Annotated in this window: 13 protein-coding genes; 7 read left to right on the top strand and 6 right to left on the bottom strand. The window is 69.5% G+C overall.

Annotated elements, in window-relative coordinates; genetic code table 11:
• From ACX9TP_RS34900 to ACX9TP_RS34880, 5 genes are all read right to left on the bottom strand, one after another.
• Positions 1-1,011, bottom strand: coding sequence for a hypothetical protein (locus ACX9TP_RS34900; RefSeq protein ID WP_482974971.1), 1,011 nt, complete (start codon positions 1,009-1,011; stop codon positions 1-3).
• 328 nt (positions 1,012-1,339) lie between these two features.
• Complete coding sequence (locus ACX9TP_RS34895; protein ID WP_482974970.1) at positions 1,340-7,237, bottom strand: IPT/TIG domain-containing protein; 5,898 nt, start codon at positions 7,235-7,237, stop codon at positions 1,340-1,342.
• 6 nt (positions 7,238-7,243) lie between these two features.
• Positions 7,244-8,092, bottom strand: a complete 849-nt coding sequence (locus tag ACX9TP_RS34890) for a sugar ABC transporter permease (protein ID WP_482974969.1) — start codon at positions 8,090-8,092, stop codon at positions 7,244-7,246.
• On the bottom strand, positions 8,089-10,257 hold the full coding sequence (locus ACX9TP_RS34885; protein WP_482974968.1) for an extracellular solute-binding protein: 2,169 nt from the start codon (positions 10,255-10,257) through the stop codon (positions 8,089-8,091). Before ACX9TP_RS34885 ends, ACX9TP_RS34890 begins: the two co-directional genes overlap by 4 nt.
• Positions 10,254-11,342, bottom strand: a complete 1,089-nt coding sequence (locus tag ACX9TP_RS34880) for an ABC transporter ATP-binding protein (RefSeq protein WP_482974967.1) — start codon at positions 11,340-11,342, stop codon at positions 10,254-10,256. The genes ACX9TP_RS34885 and ACX9TP_RS34880 overlap by 4 nt, the downstream gene beginning before the upstream one ends.
• A 255-nt stretch (positions 11,343-11,597) precedes the next feature.
• Between ACX9TP_RS34880 and ACX9TP_RS34875 the strand changes: the two genes are divergently transcribed.
• Genes ACX9TP_RS34875 through hemE form a run of 4 tightly spaced genes read left to right on the top strand, consistent with a single transcriptional unit; the run spans position 11,598 to position 19,037 of the window.
• Positions 11,598-14,027: a glycogen debranching protein gene (locus tag ACX9TP_RS34875; RefSeq protein WP_482974966.1), complete on the top strand. Its 2,430-nt coding sequence runs from the start codon at positions 11,598-11,600 to the stop codon at positions 14,025-14,027.
• Between the two features lie 39 nt (positions 14,028-14,066).
• The gene (locus ACX9TP_RS34870; protein ID WP_482974965.1) at positions 14,067-15,566 is read left to right on the top strand and encodes a hypothetical protein; all 1,500 of its coding nucleotides are present in this window, start codon (positions 14,067-14,069) and stop codon (positions 15,564-15,566) included.
• On the top strand, positions 15,557-17,935 hold the full coding sequence (locus ACX9TP_RS34865; protein WP_482974964.1) for an alpha-amylase family glycosyl hydrolase: 2,379 nt from the start codon (positions 15,557-15,559) through the stop codon (positions 17,933-17,935). The genes ACX9TP_RS34870 and ACX9TP_RS34865 overlap by 10 nt, the downstream gene beginning before the upstream one ends.
• Before the next feature lie 55 nt (positions 17,936-17,990).
• Complete coding sequence (hemE, locus tag ACX9TP_RS34860) at positions 17,991-19,037, top strand: uroporphyrinogen decarboxylase (RefSeq protein ID WP_482974963.1); 1,047 nt, start codon at positions 17,991-17,993, stop codon at positions 19,035-19,037.
• Between the two features lie 4 nt (positions 19,038-19,041).
• Here hemE and ACX9TP_RS34855 read toward each other — a convergent pair whose 3' ends face one another.
• The gene (locus ACX9TP_RS34855; RefSeq protein WP_482974962.1) at positions 19,042-19,419 is read right to left on the bottom strand and encodes a hypothetical protein; all 378 of its coding nucleotides are present in this window, start codon (positions 19,417-19,419) and stop codon (positions 19,042-19,044) included.
• A 179-nt stretch (positions 19,420-19,598) separates the two neighbouring features.
• Between ACX9TP_RS34855 and ACX9TP_RS34850 the strand changes: the two genes are divergently transcribed.
• The 3 genes from ACX9TP_RS34850 to fadJ all read left to right on the top strand — a co-directional run bounded on the left by ACX9TP_RS34850 (position 19,599) and on the right by fadJ (position 24,507).
• Positions 19,599-20,861: a radical SAM protein gene (locus ACX9TP_RS34850; protein ID WP_482974961.1), complete on the top strand. Its 1,263-nt coding sequence runs from the start codon at positions 19,599-19,601 to the stop codon at positions 20,859-20,861.
• 104 nt (positions 20,862-20,965) lie between these two features.
• Positions 20,966-22,267: an acetyl-CoA C-acyltransferase FadI gene (fadI, locus tag ACX9TP_RS34845; protein WP_482974960.1), complete on the top strand. Its 1,302-nt coding sequence runs from the start codon at positions 20,966-20,968 to the stop codon at positions 22,265-22,267.
• On the top strand, positions 22,267-24,507 hold the full coding sequence (gene fadJ / locus ACX9TP_RS34840) for a fatty acid oxidation complex subunit alpha FadJ (protein WP_482974959.1): 2,241 nt from the start codon (positions 22,267-22,269) through the stop codon (positions 24,505-24,507). Before fadI ends, fadJ begins: the two co-directional genes overlap by 1 nt.
• The last annotated feature ends 21 nt before the right edge of the window (positions 24,508-24,528 follow it).

The following is a 24,528-nucleotide window of genomic DNA, read 5'->3' as shown; positions in this document are numbered from 1 at the left end:
TCAGTAGATGACGAAGTTGAGGGTGAGGTTGGGACGGACGCGCGTCGTGCCGCCCAGGGGAAGGTGGACTCCGCCACCCAGGGCCACGCCCAACTGCTTTCCGCGGACGGTCGGGCTGTAGGTGACAAAGGCGTCCCCGCCGCTACCCTCCAGGGAGTCGAAGTCGGAGGAGAGCCCTCCCGCCAGGCCGACGTCTCCCAGTCGCACCACGCTGGCCGAAGCGCCGAAGCGCAGCAGGTGCTCCGAGCGGAACGAGGTCCCCATGGTGGCCATCCACCCCGGGCCCCACTTCATCCACCCGTCGCGCGGCGGCCCCTCCTGGGGAGGATTGGCGTAGGTGAAGTTCGCATCCACCAGGTGGGCTTCCGCCAGCTCGCGATACTGCCCCGCCGTCTGGACGTCGGGAGAGACCTCCATGAGCTGGATGCGCTCCGCCATCAGAGAGCCGTCCTTCTGCTGGACGACGGTGCCCTTCACGCGGAACAGCTGCTTCATCTCCAGGTCCTCGTCGCCCTGGACCCAGATGTCGGGGTCATTGAGGTGGATGCGGCCGTCCTTGTCCGCGAACGCGTAGGAGATGACCGGCTTCGCGGAGGGCGTCGTGTCGCCGGGGCCGGACGGAAGCGAGGGCTCCTCGTGCGCCTCCTCCGTCCCATCCTGCGCGCGCTGCTTCAGCTCGAAGACGGAGTCGGAGAGGCTCTTCACGACGAGGGCGTGGTCGCGGCGGAACTTCTCGAAGTCCGCGTCCCTGGCGGTGAGCAGCGCGTTGTACTTCTTCTCCAGGTCCGCCGGCGTCACCAGCTGGGAGCGCATCATCCCGAGCTGCGCGTTGAAGGCCTCAATCTCCTTCTCGTGCTCGGTGAGGTGGCCCGAGAGCTGGCGCTGGTACTCGGCCTCGCGCTTCTCGAAGTCCGCGTCGCGATAGCGGTGGTAGAGGTACGCGCCGCCCGCGGCAGAGCCGAGCACGAGCAGCGGCACTCCCAACAACCAGCCTGACTTGAGCAGCGACATGGGCATTCCCCCGCGGACCTGGCTTCTCGGGGGAGAAGACCGGGTGCGTGCGCGGGGGTATTGCGGGTCGCATGCCAGCGCCGCGTGCCGCGCCCTTGAGATGGACGGCAGGGCAGCACCTGTGCACCTCCGCCAGCCTCCGCGTCCCGCCAGGACGCGGGCCGTTCATGGAGGGACGCAGGAGGGGCTCATGGGTGAGCCGTTACCCGCACGAGCGCCCGGTGGCGGGGCTTCGAGTCGGGCCCGGGGGCGCACGGGCGCGCTTCACGTCGCGGGACGGGCCGCCCGAGGAAGGGAATCCCGGGCGGCCACGAGTCCAGCGCTGCGCTCAGGGGCCGGTGACGGTGCCCAGGTTCTCGCCGGAGAAGCCGTCGCCGAACCTGCCGCCACCGCCCCGGTCGTTCCGGTCGCCGTAGCAGTACGCCCCGCCGTTGAGCGAGTACCGGTAGACGTAGGACGTGCCGGTGGGTACGGCCGGCAGGTCCAGGGAGAACTGGTCGTTGCCGCCTTCATCACTCAGGAACGGCGCTGCGACCCACGTCCACCCGGAGACGCCCGGGTCGCTGCTCGCGTTGCCATAACCGAGCTCCGCGACGATGCCCGCGCCCGCGCCACCCTGGTTGGTGACGCCATCCTCGTACACCTGCGCGTAGACGGTTCGGGCTCCACCGGTGTCTCCCGTGCTGATGGAGAACGGCCACTGCAGGTTGCAGTAGTCGATGTCCGTGTGCTTGCCCACGGTGAGGGCATGCTGCTGGCCCATCGTGTAGCCGCCCACGTCGTTGCCGTCCTTGTCGCAATACGTCCACGTGGAGCCGTCCGTCGTGTAGCGCAGGCTCACCGCGCGGTTGCCCTCGTAGGCCGGGTTGACGGTCGTGCTGAACTCGTCCGTGTCCGCCTCGCCTGACGCTTCGCCCGTGTACGGCGCGACCTTCCAGGTGAAGGCCGCCGGATTCGCCGAGGCATCCACGTCGATGGCCCCCACGCCCACCTGCACCTGGAGGTTGCCAGCAGGGGCGCCCGAGCCGTCGGTGACACCGGCGATGCGCACGCGGCCCGTGGCCGTGACGGCGTCACCGCTGCCCACGGTGGTGCCGCTCACGCTCAGCAGACGGCAGGCCGCGAGGGGAGCGGGAGGCGCCTCGACCGTCAGCGTGCCCGTCCTCGTCGCATCGAAGTCCGCGGCGCTGATGCCGCCGTCCGCGTCGCAGTAGAGGAACGCACCGCCATTGGCCTGGAAGCGGTAGGCGAAGCGGTAGCTGCCCGCCACTCCCGGGTTGGGCAGGGTGGCGTCGTACTCGTCGTTGTTGCCGATGTCGCCCTTGAACTGGGCCGCCGACCAGCTCCAGCTGGCGGAGGTGGTCGGGTCCTCGCCCGCCGGTCCCCAGCCGAGCTGGGCGACGACTCCGGCGCCCGCGCCCGTTCCGGCCGTCACACCGTCCACCCAGACCTGCCCGACCACCTTCCGGTCGGCGGGCGCGTTCGCGATGTACGTCACCGACTCCGGCGTGCTGCTCCCATCCGGTCCCAGCTTGCAGTAGCCGATGACCTTGGGCACCACGACCTCACCGGTGACACGGAGCGTACCCAGCTGGTTCAGCTCGAAGTCCTGGCCGTCGTCGTCAACGCCGTTGCCGTCGCACACGCGCAACGGACCGCCGTTGGCGCTGAAGCGCACCGCGTAGCGGTACTCGCCATTGATGCCGGGGTTGGGCAGCACGGCCCTGAACTCATCGTTGACCTCGAACATGTCCTGGTTCCACGCCAGGTTCGTGGACCAGTTCCAATTCACCGAGGTGGTCGGGTCCTCGTCCGCGGGACCCCAGCCGAGCTGGCCGGAGAGACCCAGCCCTGCCCCCGGCTGGTCCGTCACGCCCGGCATGTAGACCTGGGCGTGCACGATCTTCAGTCCCGACGTCTGCGTCGTCGTGAGGTAGTCGATGGTCTCCGGCGCCTTCTGGTCCTCGCCCAGCTTGCACCACGTCACCCGGGGCTTCGGCACCTCGGTGGCCACGGTGAGGGTGCCCAGCTTCGCCAGGCTGAAGGTCAGGTTGCCCTCGGTGCTGTCGTTGACGCCGTCAGAGTCGCAGTAGCGGTGCGCGCCGCCATTGACCTGGAAGCGGTAGGCGAAGCTGTAGCTGCCCGTCACGCCCGGGTTGGGCAGCGTGACTTCGTACTCGTCGTTGTCGAAGAGGTCTCTCTTGTACGGAGCATTCGTCCAGCTCCATCCCAAGCCGCTCGTCGGGTCCGAGCCCGCGGGGCCCCAGCCGAGCTGAGCCACGACTCCGGCGCCCGCGCCCGTCCCGGCCGTCACCCCATCCACCCAGACCTGCGCCACCACCTTCCGGTCGCCCGTCGCGGTCGTGGCGTACGTCACCGTCTCCGGCGTGGCGTTCCCGTCCGGCCCCAGCTTGCAGTAGCCGACGACCCTGGGCACCACGACTTCACCGGTGACGTTGAGCGTGCCCAGTTGGTCCAGCTCGAAGTCCTGGCCGCCGTCGGCGACACCGTTGCCGTCACACACCCGCACCGGGCCGCCGTTGGCGGCGAAGCGCACCGCGTAGCGGTACTCGCCATTCACGCCGGGGTTGGGGAGCGTGCCCTTCCACTCGTCGTTGACGGTGAAGTTGTCCTTGTTCCACGCCAGGGGCGTGGTCCAGTTCCACAGCGCCGAGGTGCGCGGGTCCTCGTTCGCGGGACCCCAGCCGAGCTGGCCGGTGAGGCCCGGGCCCGCGCCCACCTTGTCCGTCACGCCCGGCATGTAGACCTGGGCGAACACCGTCTTCAGGCTGGACGTCTGCGTGGTCAGGTAGTTGATGGTCTCCGGCGCCTTCTGGTCCTCGCCCAGCTTGCACCACACCACCGGCGGCTTCGGCGCCGGCTCGCTGGCCACGGTAAGGGTGCCCAGCTTCGCCAGGCTGAAGGTCAGTTCGCCCTCGGTGCTGTCGTTGACGCCGTCCGCGTCGCACACGCGCCAGGTGTTCTCGCTGACGCTGAAGCGGAAGGCGAAGCGGTAGTTGCCCTCGGTGCGCGGGTTGGGCAGTTCCGCCTCCCACTCGTCGTTGTTGCCGCGCTCCGTCCTGTACGTGGCGTCGACCCAGATCCACGCCTCGGAGCTGCGCGGGTCCGAGTCCGCCGGGCCGTAGCCCAGCTGCGCCGTCAGCCCCTCCCCGGGGCCTGTGCCAGCGGTGATGCCCGCCGCGTACACCTGGCCCAGAACCTTGGTCAGCAACGTGTCCCCGGGCCTGTAGCGCACATCCGGGTTGGCGGTGCTCCCGTCCTGGCCCAGCTTGCAGTAGTCCACCCGCGGCCGCGAGATGAACACCCGCCGAATCATCAGCGCCGACAGGCCGTTGGCGCTGCCGTCGCCATCCGCCATCACCCACGTCTGTCCCGCGTCGATGGAGAAGCGCAGGGTGACGGCCCACTCGCGGTTCTCGCCACCCACCGGCGGTGCCAGCTGCACGGTGCCCTTGTAGATGTCCGCCTCGCCGCTGGCCGAGTCCGTGTCGTACGTGGCCTCGGCCCAGGTGTAGCTCTGCGGGCTGAGCACGTCCGAGCCGCCCGCGGCGAAGCCCACCTGCGCGCGCACGCCGCTGCCCTGGCCCGCACCGCGGGTGCGCCCCGTCACGAGGACGGAGGCCTGCACGGTGACGCTCACCGGCTGCCCGTTGCTCACCAGCTGGGTGTTGCCGTTGAGCACCTCGGCCTGGTCGATGCCCGAGGTCACCTCGCTCACGTTGAGCGTGCCCACCTTCGTGGCGTCGAAGTCCGTGGCGCTGCTGCCGCCGTCCGCGTCGCAGTAGAGGAACGCGCCGCCATTCACCTGGAAGCGGTACGCGAAGCGGGAGGTGCCCACCACGCCCGGGTTGGGCAGGGTGGCCTCGTACTCGTCGTTGTTGCCCACCTCGCCCTTGTAGGAAGCCGTGGTCGTCCAGCTCCACTGGTTGGCGTTGGTCGGATCCACGCCCGCCGGGCCCGTGCCGAGCTGGGCGACGACGCCGGTGCCCGCGCCGGCTCCGGCCGTCACGCCCTCCACGAACACCTGGCCCACGACCTTGCGGTCGGCCGTCATGCCGGGGGTGTACGTCACCGTCTCCGGCGTGTTGTTCCCGTCCGGCCCCAGCTTGCAGTAGCCGACGGTGCTGGGCGGCGCGACCACGGTCAGCCCACCCAGCTTCGTCGGGTCGAAGTCCGTGGCGCTGCTGCCGCCGTCCGCGTCGCAGTAGAGGAACGCGCCGCCATTCACCTGGAAGCGGTACGCGAAGCGGGAGGTGCCCGTCACGCCCGGGTTGGGCAGGGTGGCTTCGTACTCGTCGTTGTTGTCGCCGATGTCGCCCTTGTATTCGGCCGCCGTCGACCAATTCCAGTTCGCGGAGCTGTCCGGGTCCTCGCCCGTGGGTCCCCAGCCAAGCTGGGCCACGACGTTGTCACCCTTGCCCGGCATGGTCGTCACGCTCTGCACGTACACCTGGCCCAGCACCTTGCGCGAAGCCGGCGCGGTGGTGGTGTACGTCACCGTCTCCGGCGTGTTGTTCCCGTCCGGCCCCAGCTTGCAGTAGCCGATGACCTTGGGAGCGACGATTTCGCCCGTGACGTTGAGCGTGCCCAGCTGGTCCAGCTCGAAGTCCTGGCCGCCGTCGTCGACGCCGTTGCCGTCACACACCCGCACCGGGCCACCGTTGGCGGCGAAGCGCACCGCGTAGCGGTACTCGCCATTCACGCCGGGGTTGGGGAGCGTGCCCTTCCACTCGTCGTTGACGGTGAAGTTGTCCTTGTTCCACGCCAGGGGCGTGGTCCAGTTCCACAGCGCCGAGGTGCGCGGGTCCTCGTTCGCGGGACCCCAGCCGAGCTGGCCGGTGAGGCCCGGGCCCGCGCCCACCTTGTCCGTCACACCCGGCATGTAGACCTGGGCGAACACCGTCTTCTGCCCGGACGTCTGCGTGGTCAGGTAGTTGATGGTCTCCGGCGCCTTCTGGTCCTCGCCAATCTTGCACCAGCCCACCTGCGGCTTCGGCGGCTCGTTGCCCACGGTGAGGGTGCCCAGCTTGCCCAGGCTGAAGGCCAGGCTGCCCTCGGCGCTGTCGTTGACGCCGTCCGCGTCACACACGCGCCAGGCGTTCTCGCTGATGCTGAAGCGGAAGGCGATGCGGTACGTGCCCTCGGTGCCCGGGTTGGGCAGGTCCGCCTCCCACTCGTCGTTGTTGCCGTGCTCCGCCTTGTACGTGGCGTTGATCCACGTCCACGCGGCGGAGTCGCGCGGGTCCGAGTCCGCCGGGCCGTAGCCCAGCTGCGCCACCAGGCCCGAGCCCCCGCCGGCGCCCTGGGTGATGCCCGCCGCGTACACCTGGCCGGCCACCTTGATGAGCGTCGTTTCCGTCGGCTTGTAGAACAGCTCCGGGTTGGCGCCGTTCCCGTCCGGGCCCAGCTTGCAGTAGTCCACCCGCGGCCGGGCAATGAACACCCGCCGCATCATCTGCGCGGTGACGCCGTTGGCGATGCCGTCGCCGTCCGCCATCACCCACGTCTTCCCGCCGTCGATGGAGAAGCGGAGGGTGACGACCCACTCGCGGTTCTCGCCGCCAATCGGCGGCTGCAGGAGCACGTTGCCCTTGTAGACGTCCGCCTCGCCGCTGTCCGAGTCCGTCTCGTAGGTGGCCGCCTCCCACGTGTAGCTGTCCATCTTGAGCAGCTCCGAGTCGCCCGGAGCGAAGCCCACCTCGGCGCGCACGCCGCCGGCCTGGCCCACGCCGCGCGTGAGGCCGGCCACGGTGATGGCGCCCTTCACGGTGACGCCCACCGGCTGCCCGCCGCTCACCGCGTCGGTGTTGCCGTTGAGCACCTCGGCCTGGTCGATGTTGGGCGCCGGCGGGCCCTCGTAGGTGAAGCCCTTCACCAGCACGCCGTAGGCGCCATCCGGGTTCACCACCCGCACGTCCAGCCGCGCCGACGTGGACGTGGGCGTGTAGCCGTAGATGCGGAAGGCGTTGACCACCACCGTGCGCTGCAGCTCCAGGTCACCCAGGAACACCTTCGCGCCGTCCTGGAAGCCGGAGCCATAGACGTTGAGGAGGGTGTTGCCGGCGATGGGGCCGCCCGTGGGCTGGATTTCGCGCACGGTGGGCGGCGTCAGCTCGGGCGGGGTGCCTCCATCGGAGTCATCACCACACGCCACGGCGAGCAACGGCAATACGAGCAGCAGGGTCCTGAGACAACGAGACGACATCGGCCATCACCCCTTGACGCCGCCAGCGGTGAGGCCGCCGACGAGGTGCTTCTGGAGAGCGAAGAACAAAGCCATGACCGGCGCGGAAATCACGAGTGCACCGGCGGCGAACTTGCCCCACTCCACCTTGTATTCGCCCACGTACCGCTGGAGGGCGACGGGCAGGGTGAAGCGGGTCGGGTCATTGAGCAGCGTGGCGGCGAGGATGAATTCGTTCCACGCCGTCATGAAGGAAAACAGCGCCGTCACGGCCAGCGCGGGGCGGGCCAGCGGCAGCACCACCTTGATGAACACCTGGGTGGGAGAGGCCCCGTCCATCACCGCCGCCTCCTCCAGCTCCCGCGGCAGCGTGTCGAAGTAGCCCTTCAGGTTCCAGATGCAGAAGGGCAGGGCGGTGGTGGCGTACACGAGGACGAGCCCCGTGAGGCTGTCCAGCAGCTGGAGCTTCTCGAGGATGCTGTAGATGGGCACCAGCATCAGCGTCGCCGGGAACATCTGCGTAATCAGCAGCATCTGCATTCCGCCTTCCTTGCCGGGGAAGCGGAAGCGGGACAGCGCGTACGCCGAGGACACCGCCAGCGCCAGGCCCACCAGCGTGGTGGCCCCGGACACGGCGAGGCTCGACAGCAGCTGCCGGCCGAACAGCCAGCGCCCGGCGGCGTCCGTGCCCAGCAGCACCTCGCGGAAGTGCTCCAGGGTGACAGTCTCAGGGAAGGGGTTGACGGTGAGCGTGAGGCTGTCCACCGGGGACAGCGCCATCTTCACCACCCACAGCACCGGGTACAGCGTCACCATGCACGTGAGCATCAGCCCGGCGTGGATGGCCGCCAGCTTCAGCTTCGAAGGGCGGTTCATCCCATCACCTCCGAGGACGCGCGCATCAGTCGCTTGGTGAAGCCCGACCAGGCCAGCAGCACCAGGAAGATGAGGACCGAGTACGCCGCGGCGAAGCCGTACTGCTGGTTGCGCTGGAACGCCCAGCGGAAGGCCTCGGACACGAGGATGTCCGTGCCGCCGCCCGGCTCACCGCCGGAGACCAGGTAGATGATGTTGAACATGTTGAACGTCCACACGCTGCCCAGGATGATGGCGGGCAGCATGGCCGGACGGAGCAGCGGCAGGGTGATGTGCCGGAACTGCGTCCACTTGCTCGCGCCGTCCACCTCCGCCGCCTCGTAGAGCTCCTGGGGGATGGACTGGAGCGCGCCCAGGCCCACCACCATCATGAAGGGGAAGCCCAGCCAGGTGTTGGTGGCCACGTTGGCCGCGAAGGCGGTGGAGAACTTGGTGAACCAGCTCACCGGCTCCAGCCCCAGCGCCACCAGCAGGCCGTTGATGGCGCCGAACTGCTGGTGGAACATGCCCTTCCACATCAGCGCGGTGATGTAGTTGGGCACCGCCCACGGGATGATGAGCAGCACCCGGTACACGCCCTTGAGCTTCAGGAGCGGGTCCTTGAGCAGCAGCGCCAGGAACAGGCCGATGCTCACGTGGAGCACCACGTTGACGAAGGCCCAGAGCAGCGTCACCGCCAGCGTGAAGTAGAAGGACAGCGGCTCGGTGATGCTGTAGCCGCGGCTGGCCAGGATGTCGATGAAGTTGGCCAGGCCCACGAAGGAGTACTGGCCCGGCTCGTAGTGGAAGAGCGACAGGCTCAGGCCCACCACGAAGGGGATGAACACCAGCACCAGGATGCCGGCCCCCGCTGGGGCGATGTACTTCGCCGCCAGCGCCACGTCCGGGTAGCGCCGCTTGAAGGACAGCACCGGCGCGGGCCGGCGCATCACCCACACCGTGCCGCCCAGCGCCATGACGCCCATCAGCCCCAGCCAGGGCAGGGGGCTGGCGTCGGGGGGGCGCTCGCGGTGCAGCGCGCGGTAGCGGCGGTCCGCCAGCGCGCCCGCGTCCTGGGGCTCGGTGCCGCCCTGGAGCACCGCGCGCAGCGCGAGCTTCATGGGCTCCCACACCCGGAGCATCTCCAGGGTGTTGGGCATGGGCGTGGCGTTCTTCGCCGCCTCGCGGAAGGAGGAGATGAGCACGTCGTCCTTCACCGCCGGCAGCTGGTAGGCGGCCACGTCCGCCGGAATCTGCCGGCCCACGGTGGTGCGCACGAGCGAGGCCTCGCCCGTGGACAGGAAGCGCGCCAGGGACTGCGCCTGCTCGGCGTGCTTCGACTGGGACGACACGAAGGCCGCCTCCACGCCGAGGAAGGGCTTGAGGGGGATGCCCGTCTCGCTCACCACCGGCAGCGCCACCACGCGGTAGCTCACGTTCGGCGCCACCTCGCCCGCGAACCAGGGGCCGCTGATGACCATGGCCGCGCGGTCGTCGTTGAAGAGGCTCTTCACCAGCGCGCCGGTGATTTCCTGCGGGATGAAGCGGTCGTCCTGCAGCTTCTTCACGAAGGCCAGCGAGCGCGCCATGCCCTCCGTGTTGAAGCTCGCCTTGCCGGACGCGTCGAACAGCTCGCCGCCGAAGCCGAAGAGGAAGGGCGCGTGGAAGTAGAAGTCGCCATTCTCGTAGGCGAGCCCGAAGCGGCCCGCGCTCGCGTCCGACAGGGCCGGCAGCAGGGCCAGCAGCTCCGCGGTGGTGGTGGGCGGGGTGGGCACCAGCTTCGTGTTGACGTAGAGCGCCAGCGACTTCAGCGACATGGGATAGCCGTACACCTGGCCATCCACCTCCAGCGCCTCCACGGCGTTGGGGAAGTAGTCGCCGCGCGCCAGCGTGCTCGCGGGGGCCAGCAGGTGCTGGGCGTGGAAGTTGCGCAGCCGCTCGTGGTTGAAGATGAAGACGTCCGGGCCCGCGCCGTGCGGAATCCCGTTGGTCAGCTTGTCGCCGTAGGCGTTGTAGGGCACCGCGAGCAATTCCACGGGGACGCCCGTCGTCGCGGTGAACCGCTGCGTCACCTGGAGCAGCGCTTCCTCCTCGCCGCCGCGGTACGCGTGCCACAGCTTCAGGGGCGCCGCCGCCTGTGCGCTCCACGCCGTGGCGAGGAGCACGAGCGCCAGCAGCCGCGTCACGAGGCCACCTCCACCGAGTCGCGGTCCGCCGGGTGGCGCAGCGCGCGCGCCCCGTCCTCGCTGAAGACGTGCAGCGAGTCCGAGACGGGCGCCAGCGACACCTTGTCCCCGACGGTGACGTTCATCCCCTTGTCGAAGCGCGCCGCCACCGGCCCCGCCTCCGTGCTGAGGAAGGCGTACCCGTCGAAGCCCAGCCGCTCCACCGCGTCCACCGTGCCCGCCAGCGGCCCCTGTGCCGCGACGCGCAGGTCCTGGGGACGCAGGCCCACCAGCACCTTCCCGGTGTCCGCCGGCACGTCCACGGGGCAGGGCAGGGTGAAGCCCCTGCCCGCGAAGCCCGCGCCCTCGCGCCGGGCCTCCAGGAAGTTCATGGCCGGGGAGCCGAGAAACCCCGCCACGAAGCGGTTCGCCGGGCGGTTGTAGAGCTCCAGCGGCGGCCCCACCTGCTGGAGGATGCCCGCGTTGAAGACGGCCACGCGGGTGGCCAGCGTCATCGCCTCCACCTGGTCGTGGGTGACGTAGATCATCGTGGCGCCCAGCCGCCGGTGCAGCCGCGCCAGTTCGCCGCGCATCTGCACGCGCAGGGCGGTGTCCAGGTTGGACAGGGGCTCGTCGAAGAGGAACACCTTGGGGCGCCGGACGATGGCGCGGCCCATGGCCACGCGCTGGCGTTGGCCACCGGACAGTGCCTTGGGCTTGCGGTCCAGCAGGTGGCTCAATTCCAGCATGCCGGCCACTTCCTGCACCCGCGAGGCAATCTCCGCCTCCGGGAACTTCCGCAGCGTCAGGCCGAAGGCCAGGTTCTCCCGCACCGTCATGTGCGGGTAGAGCGCGTACGACTGGAACACCATCGCCACGTCGCGATCACGCGGGGGGACGTCGTTCACCCGCGCCCCGCCAATCTTCACTTCACCCGAGTCCACCTGCTCCAGCCCCGCGATGAGGCGCAGCAGGGTGGTCTTCCCACAGCCGGAAGGCCCCACCATGACGAGGAATTCGCCTTCCCTCACCTGAAGGTCCACGCCCTTCACGATGAGGTTCTGGCCAAACGACTTCTTGATCCCGCTCAGGATGACTTCGGACAAGACGCGCTCGGAAAATGTGTGGGGAGAACGGCGGCGAACCTTACCCTTCCGGCGTCATTTTCCTCAAACCCACGGGGTTGGGCGCAGTGCGTCATGCGAATGGCACCCATCCAGGCGAGGATGCGGGCCGTATCGGTCTTCCGGGGGGCTGCCTTGTCAGCCCCGGAAGCCGCTTGTTATGGAAGCGTGGTTCGTTCCCGGGCCGAAGTCCGTCCGGAATGTCGAGGGCAGCCTACCCGTATGAGCACTCCCCGTATGACCCGCCTGAAGGGCGCGGCCCTGGCCAGCGTCCTGTTCGCCTTCGGCTGCAGTGAGAGCGACTACGTCCGGCTCTACCACAGCGAGGCGCGGGCCCCGAGCTACTCGGTGGAGGACGTGGAGAGCCTGCGGCACATGGGCGCCACCTTCGTGGACCGCGGCGTCAACTTCGCCCTCTACTCGGAGAACGCCACCCGGCTGGAGCTGTTGCTCTTCGACGACCCGGAGGTGACCCGCCCCACGCGCACGTACGAGATGACGCGCTACGGGGACGTGTGGAACGTCTACGTGGAGGGCGTGGGGCTGGGCCAGCACTACGGCTTCCGCGCGTGGGGACCCAACTGGGAGTATGACCCCGCGTGGTTCCCCGGCTCCATCCACGGGTTCAAGTCGGACGTGGACGTCTACGGCAACCGCTTCAACCCGAACAAGCTCCTGACGGACCCGTACTCGAAGGCGCTCCACCGCGACCACGACTGGGGCAAGGGCAGCACCGCCAGTGGCCCGGCCCGCACGGAGGTGACGTACGCGGCGTCGGCCAAGAGCGTCATCGTCCAGAGCGGCTATCAGTGGGGCGAGGCGGAGCGGCAGTGGCGCGCCAACCGCCAGGACGAGAACTGGAAGGGCCACTCGTGGAACGACCTCATCGTCTACGAGGTCCACGCCAAGGGCTTCACCGCGGACCCCGCCAGCGGCGTGCGCTTCCCGGGCACCTACCGCGGCATGGGCGAGAAGGCGGACTACTTCAAGGACCTGGGCATCACCGCCGTGGAGCTGCTGCCCATCCACGAGAAGCCGCTGGACGGTGGCTACTGGGGCTACCAGACCATCAACTTCTTCGCGCCCGAGGTGTCCTACGCGGCCATGAAGCGGCCGCACGAGGTCATCGACGAGTTCAAGTGGATGGTGGAGGAGCTGCACAAGCGCGGCATCGAGGTGATTGTCGACGTGGTCTACAACCACACCGGCGAGGGCGGCCTGTGGCGCGAGAAGCTGGAGACGGACGACGTCCTGCCCGGTGAGCCGCTGGAGTCGCTGGACCCCACGGAGACCGCGGGCCTCTACTCGTTCCGCGGCATCGACAACCAGGCGTACTACGCGCTCAACCCGGACCGCCGCACGTACTGGAACAACACCGGCGTGGGCAACCAGACGCGGCCCAACCACCGGCCCATGCGCAAGCTCACCATCGACAGCCTCCGCTTCTACGCGGAGGAGCTGCACGTGGACGGCTTCCGCTTCGACCTGGCGCCCATCCTGGGAGAGCGCGACGGCGACTTCAACCGCTGGGACGACCCGCGCAACACGGTGCTCCAGGAGATTGTCGACGACCCGGTCCTCCAGAAGTACAACACCCGCATCATCGCCGAGCCCTGGAGCGCGGGCGGCTGGTACTGCCTGCCCATGGGCGAGTTCCCCAACTCGCTCACCCAGCCCGGCAATGGCTGGTACGAGTGGAACGGGCGCTTCCGCGACTGGTGGCGCAACTTCATCAACCGGGACGACTGGAAGCTCAGCTCCAACGACGGCTCGCTGTGCGGCCGCCCCGGCTCGTCCGACGGCGCCTTCCTGATGTACGGCAGCAAGGAGTGGTACGAGCGCAACGGCCGCCGTCCCTACCACTCGATGAACTTCATCACCGTGCACGACGGCTTCACCATGTACGACCTGTTCGCGTACGAGGAGAAGCAGAACCGGTGCGGCCCGCTCAACCCGGTGTGCTGCGACACGCCCAACAGCCCCTTCTGCGACAAGGTGAGCGGCGAGGACCACAACCGCTCGCGCAACTGGGGCGCGGTGGGGGACCCCCGCGGGGAGAGCATGCGCCGGCAGATGATGCGCAATGCCTTCATGTCGATGATGATCAGCCACGGCACGCCGATGATTCTCGGCGGCGACGAGTGGATGCGCACGCAGCTGGGCAACAACAACGCCTACTCCACGCGCTCGGACAACCCCTTCAACTGGTACCAGTGGGGCGCGTACCTGGCGCGTGACGAGCGGCACCGGATGTACGAGTTCGTCAAGGCCTCCATCCGCCTGCGCAAGGAGCACGCCTATGCCTTCGCCCCGTCGGACTACGGCAAGGGCGCGCCGCTGGCCTGGAAGAGCGCCCAGAACACCGAGGCGGTCTGGGACAGCAAGCAGCTGATGATCCACTACTACGACGCGTCCTTCGGGCCGGAGCTGGTGGTGCTCATCAACATGGAGCCCCGCGCGGTGGAGTTCACCCTGCCGCAGGTGCCGGGCCGCACGTGGAAGCGGCTCATCGACACCCAGGCCTACTTCGACAGCGCCGAGTACCTCTCGGCCACGGGGCTGGGCAGCCGCGTCACCGGCAACTCGTGGCTGGACGCGCCGTCGCCGGTGACGGGCACGACGTACGGCGTCCCGGAGCGCACCATCGTCGTCCTGCGCGCGGAGTAGGGCAGGCAGCCAGAGGTGCGCTATAAGCGGGGCCCGCCCATGCGAGTCCCGCCCGCGCGCCTCGGCGCATTCCTGCTGCTCCTCCTCAGCCCGCTCCTGGCCCTGGCCGACGCTCCCCGAGACCGTTTCGGGGCCGCGGGTTACTTCCGCATCATGACCCGCCCGGACTTCTCGGGCGGCTCCGGTCAGCTGGGCTACTACTGGCTCTACGGCCGGCTCCTCAACGAGAGCCCCTACGGCGAGCTCAACCTGAAGCTGGACGTGCTCCAGGCGGCGCCGGGCAGCGACGAGGTCTGGGCGGAGGTGCACACGCGCTTCTCCGGCACCTCGTTCCGCTCCTCGGACCCGGGCAACGGCTCGTTCGTCAACTTCCGCGCGGACTACCTCTTCGTGCGCGCCGGCAACATCCTGCTCGACAGGGTGACGTGGCAGCTGGGCACGCTCGAGAACCGCTGGAACGACCTGCACATCTACGACCAGCGGCCCGGCACGCTGCTCTTCAACACGGTGGGCCTGTCCGGCACGTACCAGGCGGACCGCTACGACGTGCTGCTGGCGGTGGGTGACAGCGGCTACTCGCTGCGGCCGCAGAAGTACAACACCGTGCTCACCGGCGCGGCGCACTTCCGCTACCGGCTGATTCCCGGGCACCTGGAGGCCGGCGTGCGCGCGCAGCTGGGCTACGAGCCCTCCGTGCGCGGCAACCGCAACGCGCTCTACGCGTCGCCCGGCATCAACTACGAGGACTACGTCCGGCGGCAGGTGGTGCAGCGCTACTTCGAGGCCAACCCCGGCCTGGAGGACCTGGTGCCGGACCTGAACCCGCGCAGCGCGGTGTCCTATATGGCCGCCGGCTACCTGGGCTTCGGCAACGTGGGGCCGCTCATCTGGGACAACTTCTACGTCACCTTCGAGCGCAAGCACCCGGACCAGTCGTACACGGAGAACTTCCGGGGCCGCGACTGGACGGTCTACGTCGCGGACCAGACGGACCAGCGCTACGAGGCGAACCTCGGCAACGAGGCGTACATCAAGATCATCCCGGACAAGCTGGAGGCGCTCTGGGGCGTCTGGGTGGGCTACGCCTTCAACGAGGACAACGCCATCAAGCCGGGCGAGGACGACCGCTTCATCGCCTCCACGGTGCTGCGGCTCCAGTACTTCCTCACCGACCGCGTCCACCTGCTGGCGGAGACGAGCATCGCCCGGGAGAAGAGCCAGAACGGCAACCTCTTCCGCAACCACGTGGACTCGGTGTTCACCAACACGGGCGGCATGCCGGACGCGCGCGGGCTGGAGTTCGGTGACAGCGACACGCGCGACACGTGGCAGGGCAAGGTGGGCGTGGTGCTCAACCCCACGGGCAAGGGCATCTACGCGCGCCCCAGCCTGCGCCTGCTCTACGGCATCCAGTACTCCTCGCAGCACGCGGCGTTCGGCAATTCCTTCGTGGATAGCCTGGACCAGTACAACCTGTACGTCGGCCCCGAGCGCCACTGGCACTCGGTGGTCGCCATCGAGGCCGAAGGATGGTTCTGAGACAGCGGTGGGCCCTGGCGGCCCTCTTCTTCGTGCTGGGCGTGGCCGGATGCCTCCAGCGCTCGGCCCCGCCCGTGCTGGCGCCCAACGGCACGGTGGTGGCGGTGGCCTACATCCGCGACGACAAGCTCAAGCGCGGCGTCGTGGCGGACGTGCCCGAGGCCGTGAAGCTGCGCGTGGCGGAGGCGCTGGCGAAGCGCAACCTGCAGGTGCAGGTGGTGCCCTACGAGCAGTACGCGGCCGAGTTCGCGAAGGTGACGGACTCGCAGCGCCGCTACGCGATGCTGACGGCCCAGGCGCCCAACGCGCCGCTGTACCTGCTGGTGGAGACGCGGGTCTCCTTCTTCGGCGAGGTGAGCGGCCGCTTCTCCTGGGAAATCTACGTCCGCACGACGGCGGGGCGCGCCAACTCCACCATGGAGCCGAGCAGCGTCAGCCAGGACTACAGCGCCGCGCTCCAGTACGACCAGCAGCGGGAAAATGACGCGCAGGTGGAGGTGTCGCGGCAGATTGCGAGCCAGTCCGCGGGCCTGTTCGACTCGTTCCTCGCCTCGCCGCTGCTGGTGCCGGTGACGGACGGCGGTTCGGGCCTGGTGCCCGGCCTGAGCGCTCCGGCCGGCGAGGGGATTGCGCCCGGGACGAGCACGCCGAGCGAGCCGCCGAAGCCTCCGGAGGGCGGCGTGCCGGACGGCGGCACGTCGTGGGTGCCGCCCGCGGGGGACGCCATCTACTTCGTGATGGTGGACCGCTTCGCCAATGGCGACGCGCGCAATGACGGGAAGGTGGACCTGAAGGATGCGCAGGCGTTCCACGGGGGCGACCTGCAGGGTGTCATCTCGCGGTTGGACGGGCTGAAGCAGCTCGGTGTCCGCACGGTGTGGCTTTCACCCGTCTTCCAGATGCGGACGGAGAAGTTCTACGGGTACGGCGCCTTCCACGGCTACTGGGTCGAGGACTTCGGGAAGGTGGAGCCGCGCTTCGGTGACGAGGCGCTGCTGACGAAGCTGGCGGAGGAGCTGCGCCGCCGGGACATGCGGCTGGTGCTGGACGTGGTGCTCAACCACGTGGGCCCGGAGACGCGGCTGGTGCGCGAGAAGCCCCAGTGGTTCCACGGCCTGGGGCCCATCGACAACTGGAGCGACACGCGCGAGCTGGTGATGCGCGACGTGCACGGGCTGCCGGACCTGGCGGTGGAGAAGGAGGAGGTCTACCAGCACCTGCTGGCGCACTCGCGGCGGTGGGTGGACGCGGTGAAGCCCGCGGGCTTCCGGCTGGACGCGGTGAAGCACATGCCGCTGAAGTTCTGGGCCCGCTACAACGACGACGTGCGGGCCCATGCGGGCAAGGACTTCCTGCTGCTGGGGGAGATGCTGGACGGGGACCCGGTGCTGCTGGCGGACACGATGGCGAAGGGGCACTTCGGGACGATGTTCGACTTCCCGCTGGCCTTCGCGCTGGTGGACGTCTTCTGCCGGGACAGGTCGCCCTCGCACCTGGGCGCGGTGCTCTCCAATGACAGGCTGTACCCGGCGCCGGGCTCGCTGGTGACGCTGGTGGACAACCACGACCTGCCGCGGGTGATGAGCGAGTGCGGCGAGGACGTGGAGCGGGTGAAGCGGGCCCTGGCGGTGCAGCTCACCGCGCGCGGGGTGCCGGCGCTCACGTACGGGACGGAGGAGGGGCTGACGGGGAAGAAGGAGCCGGAGAACCGCGGGGACATGCGCTTCACGCAGAATCATCCGCTGCGCGGCTGGATTGCGAAGCTGCTGGAGCTGCGGCGGGGCAGTGAGGCCCTCCAGGGTGGCGAGACGCTCGTGCTCGCCGCCCGGGAGGACCTCTTTGCCTACGCCCGTGTGACTCCGGACGAGGCCGTGGTGATTGCCGTGAATCGTGGGAAGGGGCCCGTGGACGTGGCGCTGCCGGCGGGGCTTACGGGGGCACGCGTTTCCGAGCTGCTCGCGGGGGCCGGGCTGCCGGGCACGGGTTCCGTCGCGGTGCCGCCCGGCCCGGTGACGCTGCTGCGGCTGAAGCCGCGCGAGGCCGGCGGCTTCGGCGCGCTGGTGACGCAGGCCCGGACGCGCTGGCGGGGCCAGGGCGAGCGGCGCACGGTGGTCATCACGACGGACGACACCACGGCGCGACTGGTGGGCAGCGGGCCGGAGCTGGGCGGCTGGAAGCCGGAGCGCTCGCTGCGTCCGGAATCGGGCGGATTCACGCTGTCGCTGCCCGTGGGGGCCGTGTTCGAGTACAAGCTCGTGCGCGACGGCACCCCGGGGAAGTTCGACTGGGAGGGCGGGGACAACCGCCTGTTGTTCGTGCCCGAAGGCCGCGAGCCCCTGCGCCTGAAGCTGGCGTGGGGCAAGCGCTGAAGGACATCCTCCACTTGCCCCCTCGCCACGAGCGGGGCCGACACCGAGGCCCGAAGTGAACGACCGACTCCTCCGCGCTGCGCGCCGCCAGCCCACCGACACGACGCCCGTGTGGCTGATGCGCCAGGCCGGCCGCTACCTGCCCGAGTACCGGGCCATCCGCGGCAACATCGCCTTCCTGGACCTGTGCAAGCACCCGGACCTGGCGGCCGAGGTGACGGTGCAGCCGGTGACGCGCCTGGGCGTGGACGCGGCCATCATCTTCTCGGACATCCTCATCCCCGTGGAGGCGATGGGGATTGTGCTGGAGCTGGGCGACAAGGGGCCGCACTTCCCCAACCCGGTGCGCACCGCGGCGGACATCGACAAGCTCGGCGTGCCGGACCCGGTGCAGGGCACGGGCTTCGTGGCCGAGGCCATCCGCCGCACGCGCAAGGCGCTGAACGACTCGGTGCCCGTCATCGGCTTCGCGGGCGCGCCCTTCACGCTGGCCGCGTACATGGTCGAGGGCGGCGGCTCGAAGAGCTACATCCTCATCAAGCGGCTGATGTTCGAGCAGCCGGAGTTGGCGCACCGCCTCTTCGGGAAGCTCACGGACACGCTGATTCCGTACCTCAAGATGCAGGTGGAGGCGGGCGCGAGCATCGTCCAGATTTTCGACTCGTGGGGCGGCGAGCTGTCGCCGTGGGACTACGAGCGCTTCTGCATTCCGTACCTGAAGCGGATGGTGTCCGAGCTGAAGGCCACGGGCGTGCCCGTCATCGTGTTCGGCGTGGGCATGTCCACGCACCTGCCGCTCCTGAAGAGCACGGGCGCGGACGTGGTGGGGCTGGACTGGACGATGCCCATGGACGAGGGCCGCAAGGTGCTGGGCCCGGACGTGGCGGTGCAGGGCAACCTGGACCCGCTGCACCTGTTCCTGCCGCGCGAGGAGCTGGACGGGCGCGTGAGGGACATCCTCCAGCGCGCCGGGCCCGTGGGGCACATCTTCAACCTGGGCCACGGCATCCTTCCGCCCACGGACCCCGACTCCGCGAAGTTCCTCGTGGACGCCGTGCACAAGCACGGCGTCGCACTGAGGCAGGGGACGCTGGGGAAGTAGCGGCTCAGCCGCCGGTGCCGGCGTCTCCCAGGGTGCCGGCATCACCCCCGGTGCCGGCGTCTCCCAGGGTGCCGGCATCCACGGGAATGCAGCTCAGGCTTCCGCCGTCCAGGCTGCCCGCATCCATGCCGCCATCCGTCAGGTCGCACTCCGGCAGGTCTTCGATGCAGTCGTACGTGCCGTCGTCGCACGGCGGCATGCCGTAGCAGGCCATCAACGTGAGGCCGACCGCGCTGGCCCCTGCGAGCGTCCACAGCGAGGCCACCCAGGACATCGCCAGGCGCGTGGGGCCCCCGTCGAGCGGGTGGCTGCAGTGCAGGCACGCCCGGGCGGTGGGCGGGTTGAATCCCTGGCAGGACGGACAGCCGGACAGCTGGGGCACGGAAGACATCCTTGTCGGAGTGGGGTGTGAGGCCGGTGGTGACAGTGCAGGGCGCATGCCCGAGGTAAGTGCCAGAAGTCCCGAGCATCGCGTCAATCGCCGCGTGCTGGCCCGGGCGCGGGCCTGACACCGGTGTCACGGGTGCTGGCACCGGGGCGCGTCCGTTAGGCTCGGTGCGCATGGTGAATCGGCGCATCGACGTGAGCCCCACGGACTACCACCCCGCCTACGTGGTGTGGGAGCTGACCCTCGCGTGCGACCAGCCCTGCACGCACTGCGGCTCACGGGCCGGCACCGCGCGGGCGGGGGAGCTGGGCACGGAGGAGGCGCTCGGGGTGGTGGCCCAGCTCGCGGCGATGCGCGCGCGGGAGGTGGTGCTCATCGGCGGGGAGGCGTACCTGCACCCGGGGTTCCTGCGCATCATCCAGGCGTTGAAGGCCGCGGGCATCCGTCCGGGCCTGACGACGGGCGGGCGCGGCGTCACCGCGGAGCTGGCCTCGGAGATGGCGCGCGCGGGGCTGTACGCCGCGTCGGTGAGCATCGACGGGCTGGAGCCCACGCACGACATCATGCGCGCGGCCCGGGGCAGCTTCGCCTCCGCCACCGCGGCGCTGGGCTACCTGAAGGCCGCGGGCGTGCGCACCGCCGCGAACACCAACCTCAACCGGCTCAACCAGGGCGACCTGGAGCCGCTCTATGCGCACCTGAAGGCGCAGGGCATTGGCGCGTGGCAGGTGCAGATTACGGCGCCGCTCGGGCGCGCGGCGGACCGGCCCGATTTGCTGCTGCAGCCGTGGGACTTGATGGACCTGATGCCGCGCATCGCCCGGCTGAAGGAGCAGGCGCGGGCAGACCGCATCACCGTGATGCCGGGGAACAACCTGGGCTACTTCGGGCCGGAGGAGGCGCTGCTGCGCTCGGTGCACGCGGGCGGGAGAGACCACTGGCGGGGCTGTCAGGCGGGCCGCTACGTGATGGGCATCGAGTCGAATGGCGCGGTGAAGGGCTGCCCCTCGCTCCAGACGGCGCACTACGTGGGCGGAAACCTGCGCGAGCAGTCGCTGGAGCGCATCTGGAAGGACACGCCCGAGCTCGCCTTCACGCGGACTCGCACGGTGGACGACTTGTGGGGCTTCTGCCGCACGTGCCCCTTCGCGGAGACGTGCATGGCGGGGTGCAGCTTCACGGCGCATGCGCTGTTCGGACGGCCGGGCAACAACCCCTACTGTCACTTCCGCGCGAAGACGCGCGCGGCGGAAGGGACGCGGGAGCGACTCGTGCCGAAGGCGCCCGCTCCGGGCCGGCCGTTCGACAACGGCCTGTTCGAAATCATCGAGGAGCCCTTCGACGCGCCGGACCCCAAGCCCCAGCTGGCGCGCGAGTACGTGAAGACGAAGCGCTGGCCGAAGCCCGCCCCGCCTCCGGACGGGCGGGCAGGCTGAGCCTTCCGCCCACCTGTTGACTCTAGAATCAATGGACGATTGACGCGCTGCATTGTCGGCCGTTAGATGGGCCCCACTCGACGTCGCAGAAGGGTGAGGCACACATGGCAAACGAGAAGCGCAAGGGCCACCCGAGGGTGGCCATCGTCCGCGGTTTGCGGACCCCGTTCGTGAAGGCGGGCTCGGTCTTCTCCGGGCTCACCGCGCTGGACCTCGGCCGCATGGTGGTCCAGGAGCTCGTCCAGCGGACGGAGCTGGACCCGAACACCATCGACCAGGTGGTCTTCGGCCAGGTCATCCCCACGCTGACGGCCCCGTCCATCGCCCGCGAGGTGGTCATCGCCGCGGGCCTGCCGAAGAAGATCGAGGCCTTCACCGTGGCGCGCGCCTGCGCCACGTCCATCCAGGCCATGACGACGGCCGCCAACGCGATTGCCGTGGGCGAGGCGGACATCATCATCGCCGGTGGCACCGAGTGCATGTCGGACGCCCCCATCTTCACCAGCCGGCCGCTGGCCCACGCGCTGGTGGCCGCGTCCAAGGGGCGCTCGCTGCCGGAGAAGCTCAAGCCCTTCCAGAAGCTCAAGGGCAAGGACCTGATTCCCGTGCCCCCCGCCATCGCCGAGTACTCCACCGGCATGACGATGGGCGAGAGCGCGGAGAAGATGGCCAAGGAGAACGGCATCTCCCGCGAGGAGCAGGACCGCATCGCCTACCACTCGCACCGCAACGCCGCGCGCGCGTGGAAGGACGGCCTCTTCGACGACGAGGTCATGCACGTCGCCGTGCCGCCGAAGTACGAGCAGATTGCCGCGAAGGACAACATCGTCCGCGACGACACCAGCGTGGAGGCGCTCGGCCAGCTCAAGCCGGTGTTCGACCGGAAGTACGGCACGATTACCGCCGGCAACGCCTCGCCCCTCACCGACGGCGCCGCGGCGCTGCTGCTCATGAGCGAGGAGCGCGCGAAGGCCCTGGGCTATGAGCCGCTGGGCTACCTGCGCGCGCACGCCTACGCCGCGACGGACCCGGGCGACCAGCTCCTGCAGGGCCCCGTGTACGCGGTGCCCACCGCGCTCAAGCGCGCGGGCCTCACGCTGGCGGACATCGACCTGGTGGAGATGCACGAGGCGTTCGCCGCCCAGGTGGCGAGCAACCTCCAGGCGCTGGCGTCCAAGGAGTTCGCGAAGAAGGCGGGCTGGAGCGCGCCGGTGGGCGAGGTGGACCGCGAGCGGCTCAACGTGACGGGCGGCTCCATCGCCATCGGTCATCCCTTCGGGGCCACGGGGGCGCGCATCGTCACCCAGGCCCTCAACGAGCTGAAGCGTCGGAACAAGAACACGGTGCTGTGCACCGTCTGCGCCGCCGGTGGCCTGGGTGCCGCCGTGGTCCTGGAGCGTGCGTGATGGCCATCAAACTCGAAGAGCTCGAGGTGAAGCAGGGCTTCCACTACCAGGTGGAGGACGGGGTCGCCGTCATCACGTACGACCTGCCGGACTCGCCCGTGAATACGCTGTCGCCCGAGACGGGCGAGGCCTTCACCCGCCTGATGACGCGCGCGGAGGGAGCTCCCGAGGTGAAGGCCGTGGTCTTCATCTCCGGCAAGAAGGACAACTTCGTCGCCGGGGCGAAGATTGACTTCCTGCAGACGCTCAAGACGGCGGAGGAGGCCACCGCCATCAGCCGCAACGGCCAGGAGGGCTTCGACCGGCTGGACGCCTTCCCCAAGCCCGTCGTCGCGGCCATCCACGGCTCGTGTCTCGGCGGCGGCCTGGAGTGGGCGCTGGCGTGTGACTACCGCATCGTCACGGACAGCCCCAAGACGTCGCTGGGCCTGCCCGAGACACAGCTGGGCCTGATTCCCGGCGCCGGCGGCACCCAGCGGCTGCCCGCGCTCATCGGCGTGCAGGCGGCGCTGGACCTCATCCTCACCGGCAAGAGCCTCAAGCCCTCCAAGGCGAAGAAGCTGGGCGTGGTGGATGAAGTCGTGCCGGTGCCGCTCTTGCGCAGGCTCGCCGTGCAGCGCGCGAAGGAGCTGGCCGAGGGCACGCTGAAGGTGGAGCGCACGCGCGGCCAGGGCTTCAAGTCCGTGGTCTCCGGCGGCAAGGCGAAGGGCCTGGCGGGCTTCTTCCAGGGCCTGGCCAACAAGGAGCTGTGGGCGGAAGTGGCCCTGGAGGACAACCCGCTCGGCCGCAAGCTCGTGTTCGACGAGGCGCGCAAGCAGCTGCTCAAGAAAACGCGCGGCCACTACCCGGCGCAGGAGAAGGCGCTCCAGGTGATTCGCACGGGCCTGGAGTCCGGACACAAGGCGGGCCAGGAGGCCGAGGCGAAGGCGTTCGGCGAGCTGGTGATGTCGGACGTCTCCAAGCGGCTGGTGGAAATCTTCTTCGCCACGACGGCGCTGAAGAAGGAGAACGGCACGGCCAACCCCAGCGTGAAGCCGCGCGAGGTGAAGAAGGTGGCGGTGCTGGGCGGCGGCCTCATGGGCGGCGGCATCGCCTACGTGGCCAGCACGCTGCAGGGCGTGCCGGTGCGGGTGAAGGACAAGGACGACGCGGGCGTGGGCCGCGCGCTCAAGCAGGTGCAGTCCATCCTGGATGAGCGCACGAAGAAGCGCTCGCTGACGCAGCGCGAGGCGGCGGCGAAGATGGCGCTCGTCACCGCGGGCACGGACTACAGCGGCTTCAAGTCCGCGGACCTCGTCATCGAGGCGGTGTTCGAGGACCTGAAGCTCAAGCACCGCATCATCGCCGAGGTGGAGGCCGTCACCGGCGACCACTGCATCTTCGCGTCCAACACCTCCAGCATCCCGATTACGGAGCTGGCGAAGGGCAGCCGCCGGCCGTCGCAGGTCATCGGGATGCACTACTTCAGCCCGGTGAACAAGATGCCGCTGCTGGAGATCATCACCCACCCGGGCACCGCCGAGTGGGTGACGGCCACCTGCGTGGAGGTGGGCCGCAAGCAGGGCAAGACGGTCATCGTCGTCAACGACGGGCCGGGCTTCTACACCTCGCGCATCCTCGCGCCGTACATGAACGAGGCGGCACACCTCCTGGCGGAGGGCGCGGACATCGCGGAGCTGGACCGGGCGCTGGTGGACTTCGGCTTCCCCGTGGGGCCGATGACGCTCCTCGACGAGGTGGGCATCGACGTGGCGCAGAAGGTGGGCCCCATCATGGAGGCCGCGTTCGGCAAGCGCATGGCGGCGCCCAGGGCGCTGGAGAACGTCATCACCGACGGCCGGCTGGGCCGCAAGACGCAGAAGGGCTTCTACCTGTACGAGGACGGGAAGAAGAAGGAGGTGGACACCTCCGTCTACGCCTTGCTGCCGCACGGCAAGGAGCGCAAGTCGTTCGACCGCGAGGAGATGGCGGAGCGGCTGGTGCTGCAGATGGTGAACGAGGCCGTGCGCTGCATGGGCGAGGGCATCCTCCGCAGCGCGCGTGACGGCGACGTGGGCGCCATCTTCGGCCTGGGCTTCCCGCCGTTCCTGGGCGGCCCGCTGCGCTACGTGGACAGCCGCGGCCCCGCCGAGGTGCTGCGCAAGCTGGAGCACTTCCACGACAAGCTCGGGGAGCGGTTCACCCCCGCGCCGCACCTCGTGGAGATGGTGAAGGCGGGCAAGACGTTCTACCCGCGCTGACCGTCGCGAAAGGGCCTCACC

The organism is Pyxidicoccus sp. M15, assembly GCF_056858435.1.
The sequence above is the reverse complement of the archived record's forward strand: the minus strand, read 5'-3'. Positions and strand labels throughout refer to the sequence as shown.

What these genes read in the sequence shown, in the direction of transcription:
- ACX9TP_RS34900 (WP_482974971.1), bottom strand. Translation starts at nt 1,011, where the DNA reads ATGTCGCTGCTCAAGTCAGGCTGGTTGTTGGGAGTGCCGCTGCTCGTG.
- ACX9TP_RS34895 (WP_482974970.1), bottom strand. Translation starts at nt 7,237, where the DNA reads ATGTCGTCTCGTTGTCTCAGGACCCTGCTGCTCGTATTGCCGTTGCTC.
- ACX9TP_RS34890 (WP_482974969.1), bottom strand. Translation starts at nt 8,092, where the DNA reads ATGAACCGCCCTTCGAAGCTGAAGCTGGCGGCCATCCACGCCGGGCTG.
- ACX9TP_RS34875 (WP_482974966.1), top strand. Translation starts at nt 11,598, where the DNA reads ATGACCCGCCTGAAGGGCGCGGCCCTGGCCAGCGTCCTGTTCGCCTTC.
- ACX9TP_RS34870 (WP_482974965.1), top strand. Translation starts at nt 14,067, where the DNA reads ATGCGAGTCCCGCCCGCGCGCCTCGGCGCATTCCTGCTGCTCCTCCTC.
- ACX9TP_RS34865 (WP_482974964.1), top strand. Translation starts at nt 15,557, where the DNA reads ATGGTTCTGAGACAGCGGTGGGCCCTGGCGGCCCTCTTCTTCGTGCTG.
- ACX9TP_RS34850 (WP_482974961.1), top strand. Translation starts at nt 19,599, where the DNA reads ATGGTGAATCGGCGCATCGACGTGAGCCCCACGGACTACCACCCCGCC.
- fadI (WP_482974960.1), top strand. Translation starts at nt 20,966, where the DNA reads ATGGCAAACGAGAAGCGCAAGGGCCACCCGAGGGTGGCCATCGTCCGC.
- fadJ (WP_482974959.1), top strand. Translation starts at nt 22,267, where the DNA reads ATGGCCATCAAACTCGAAGAGCTCGAGGTGAAGCAGGGCTTCCACTAC.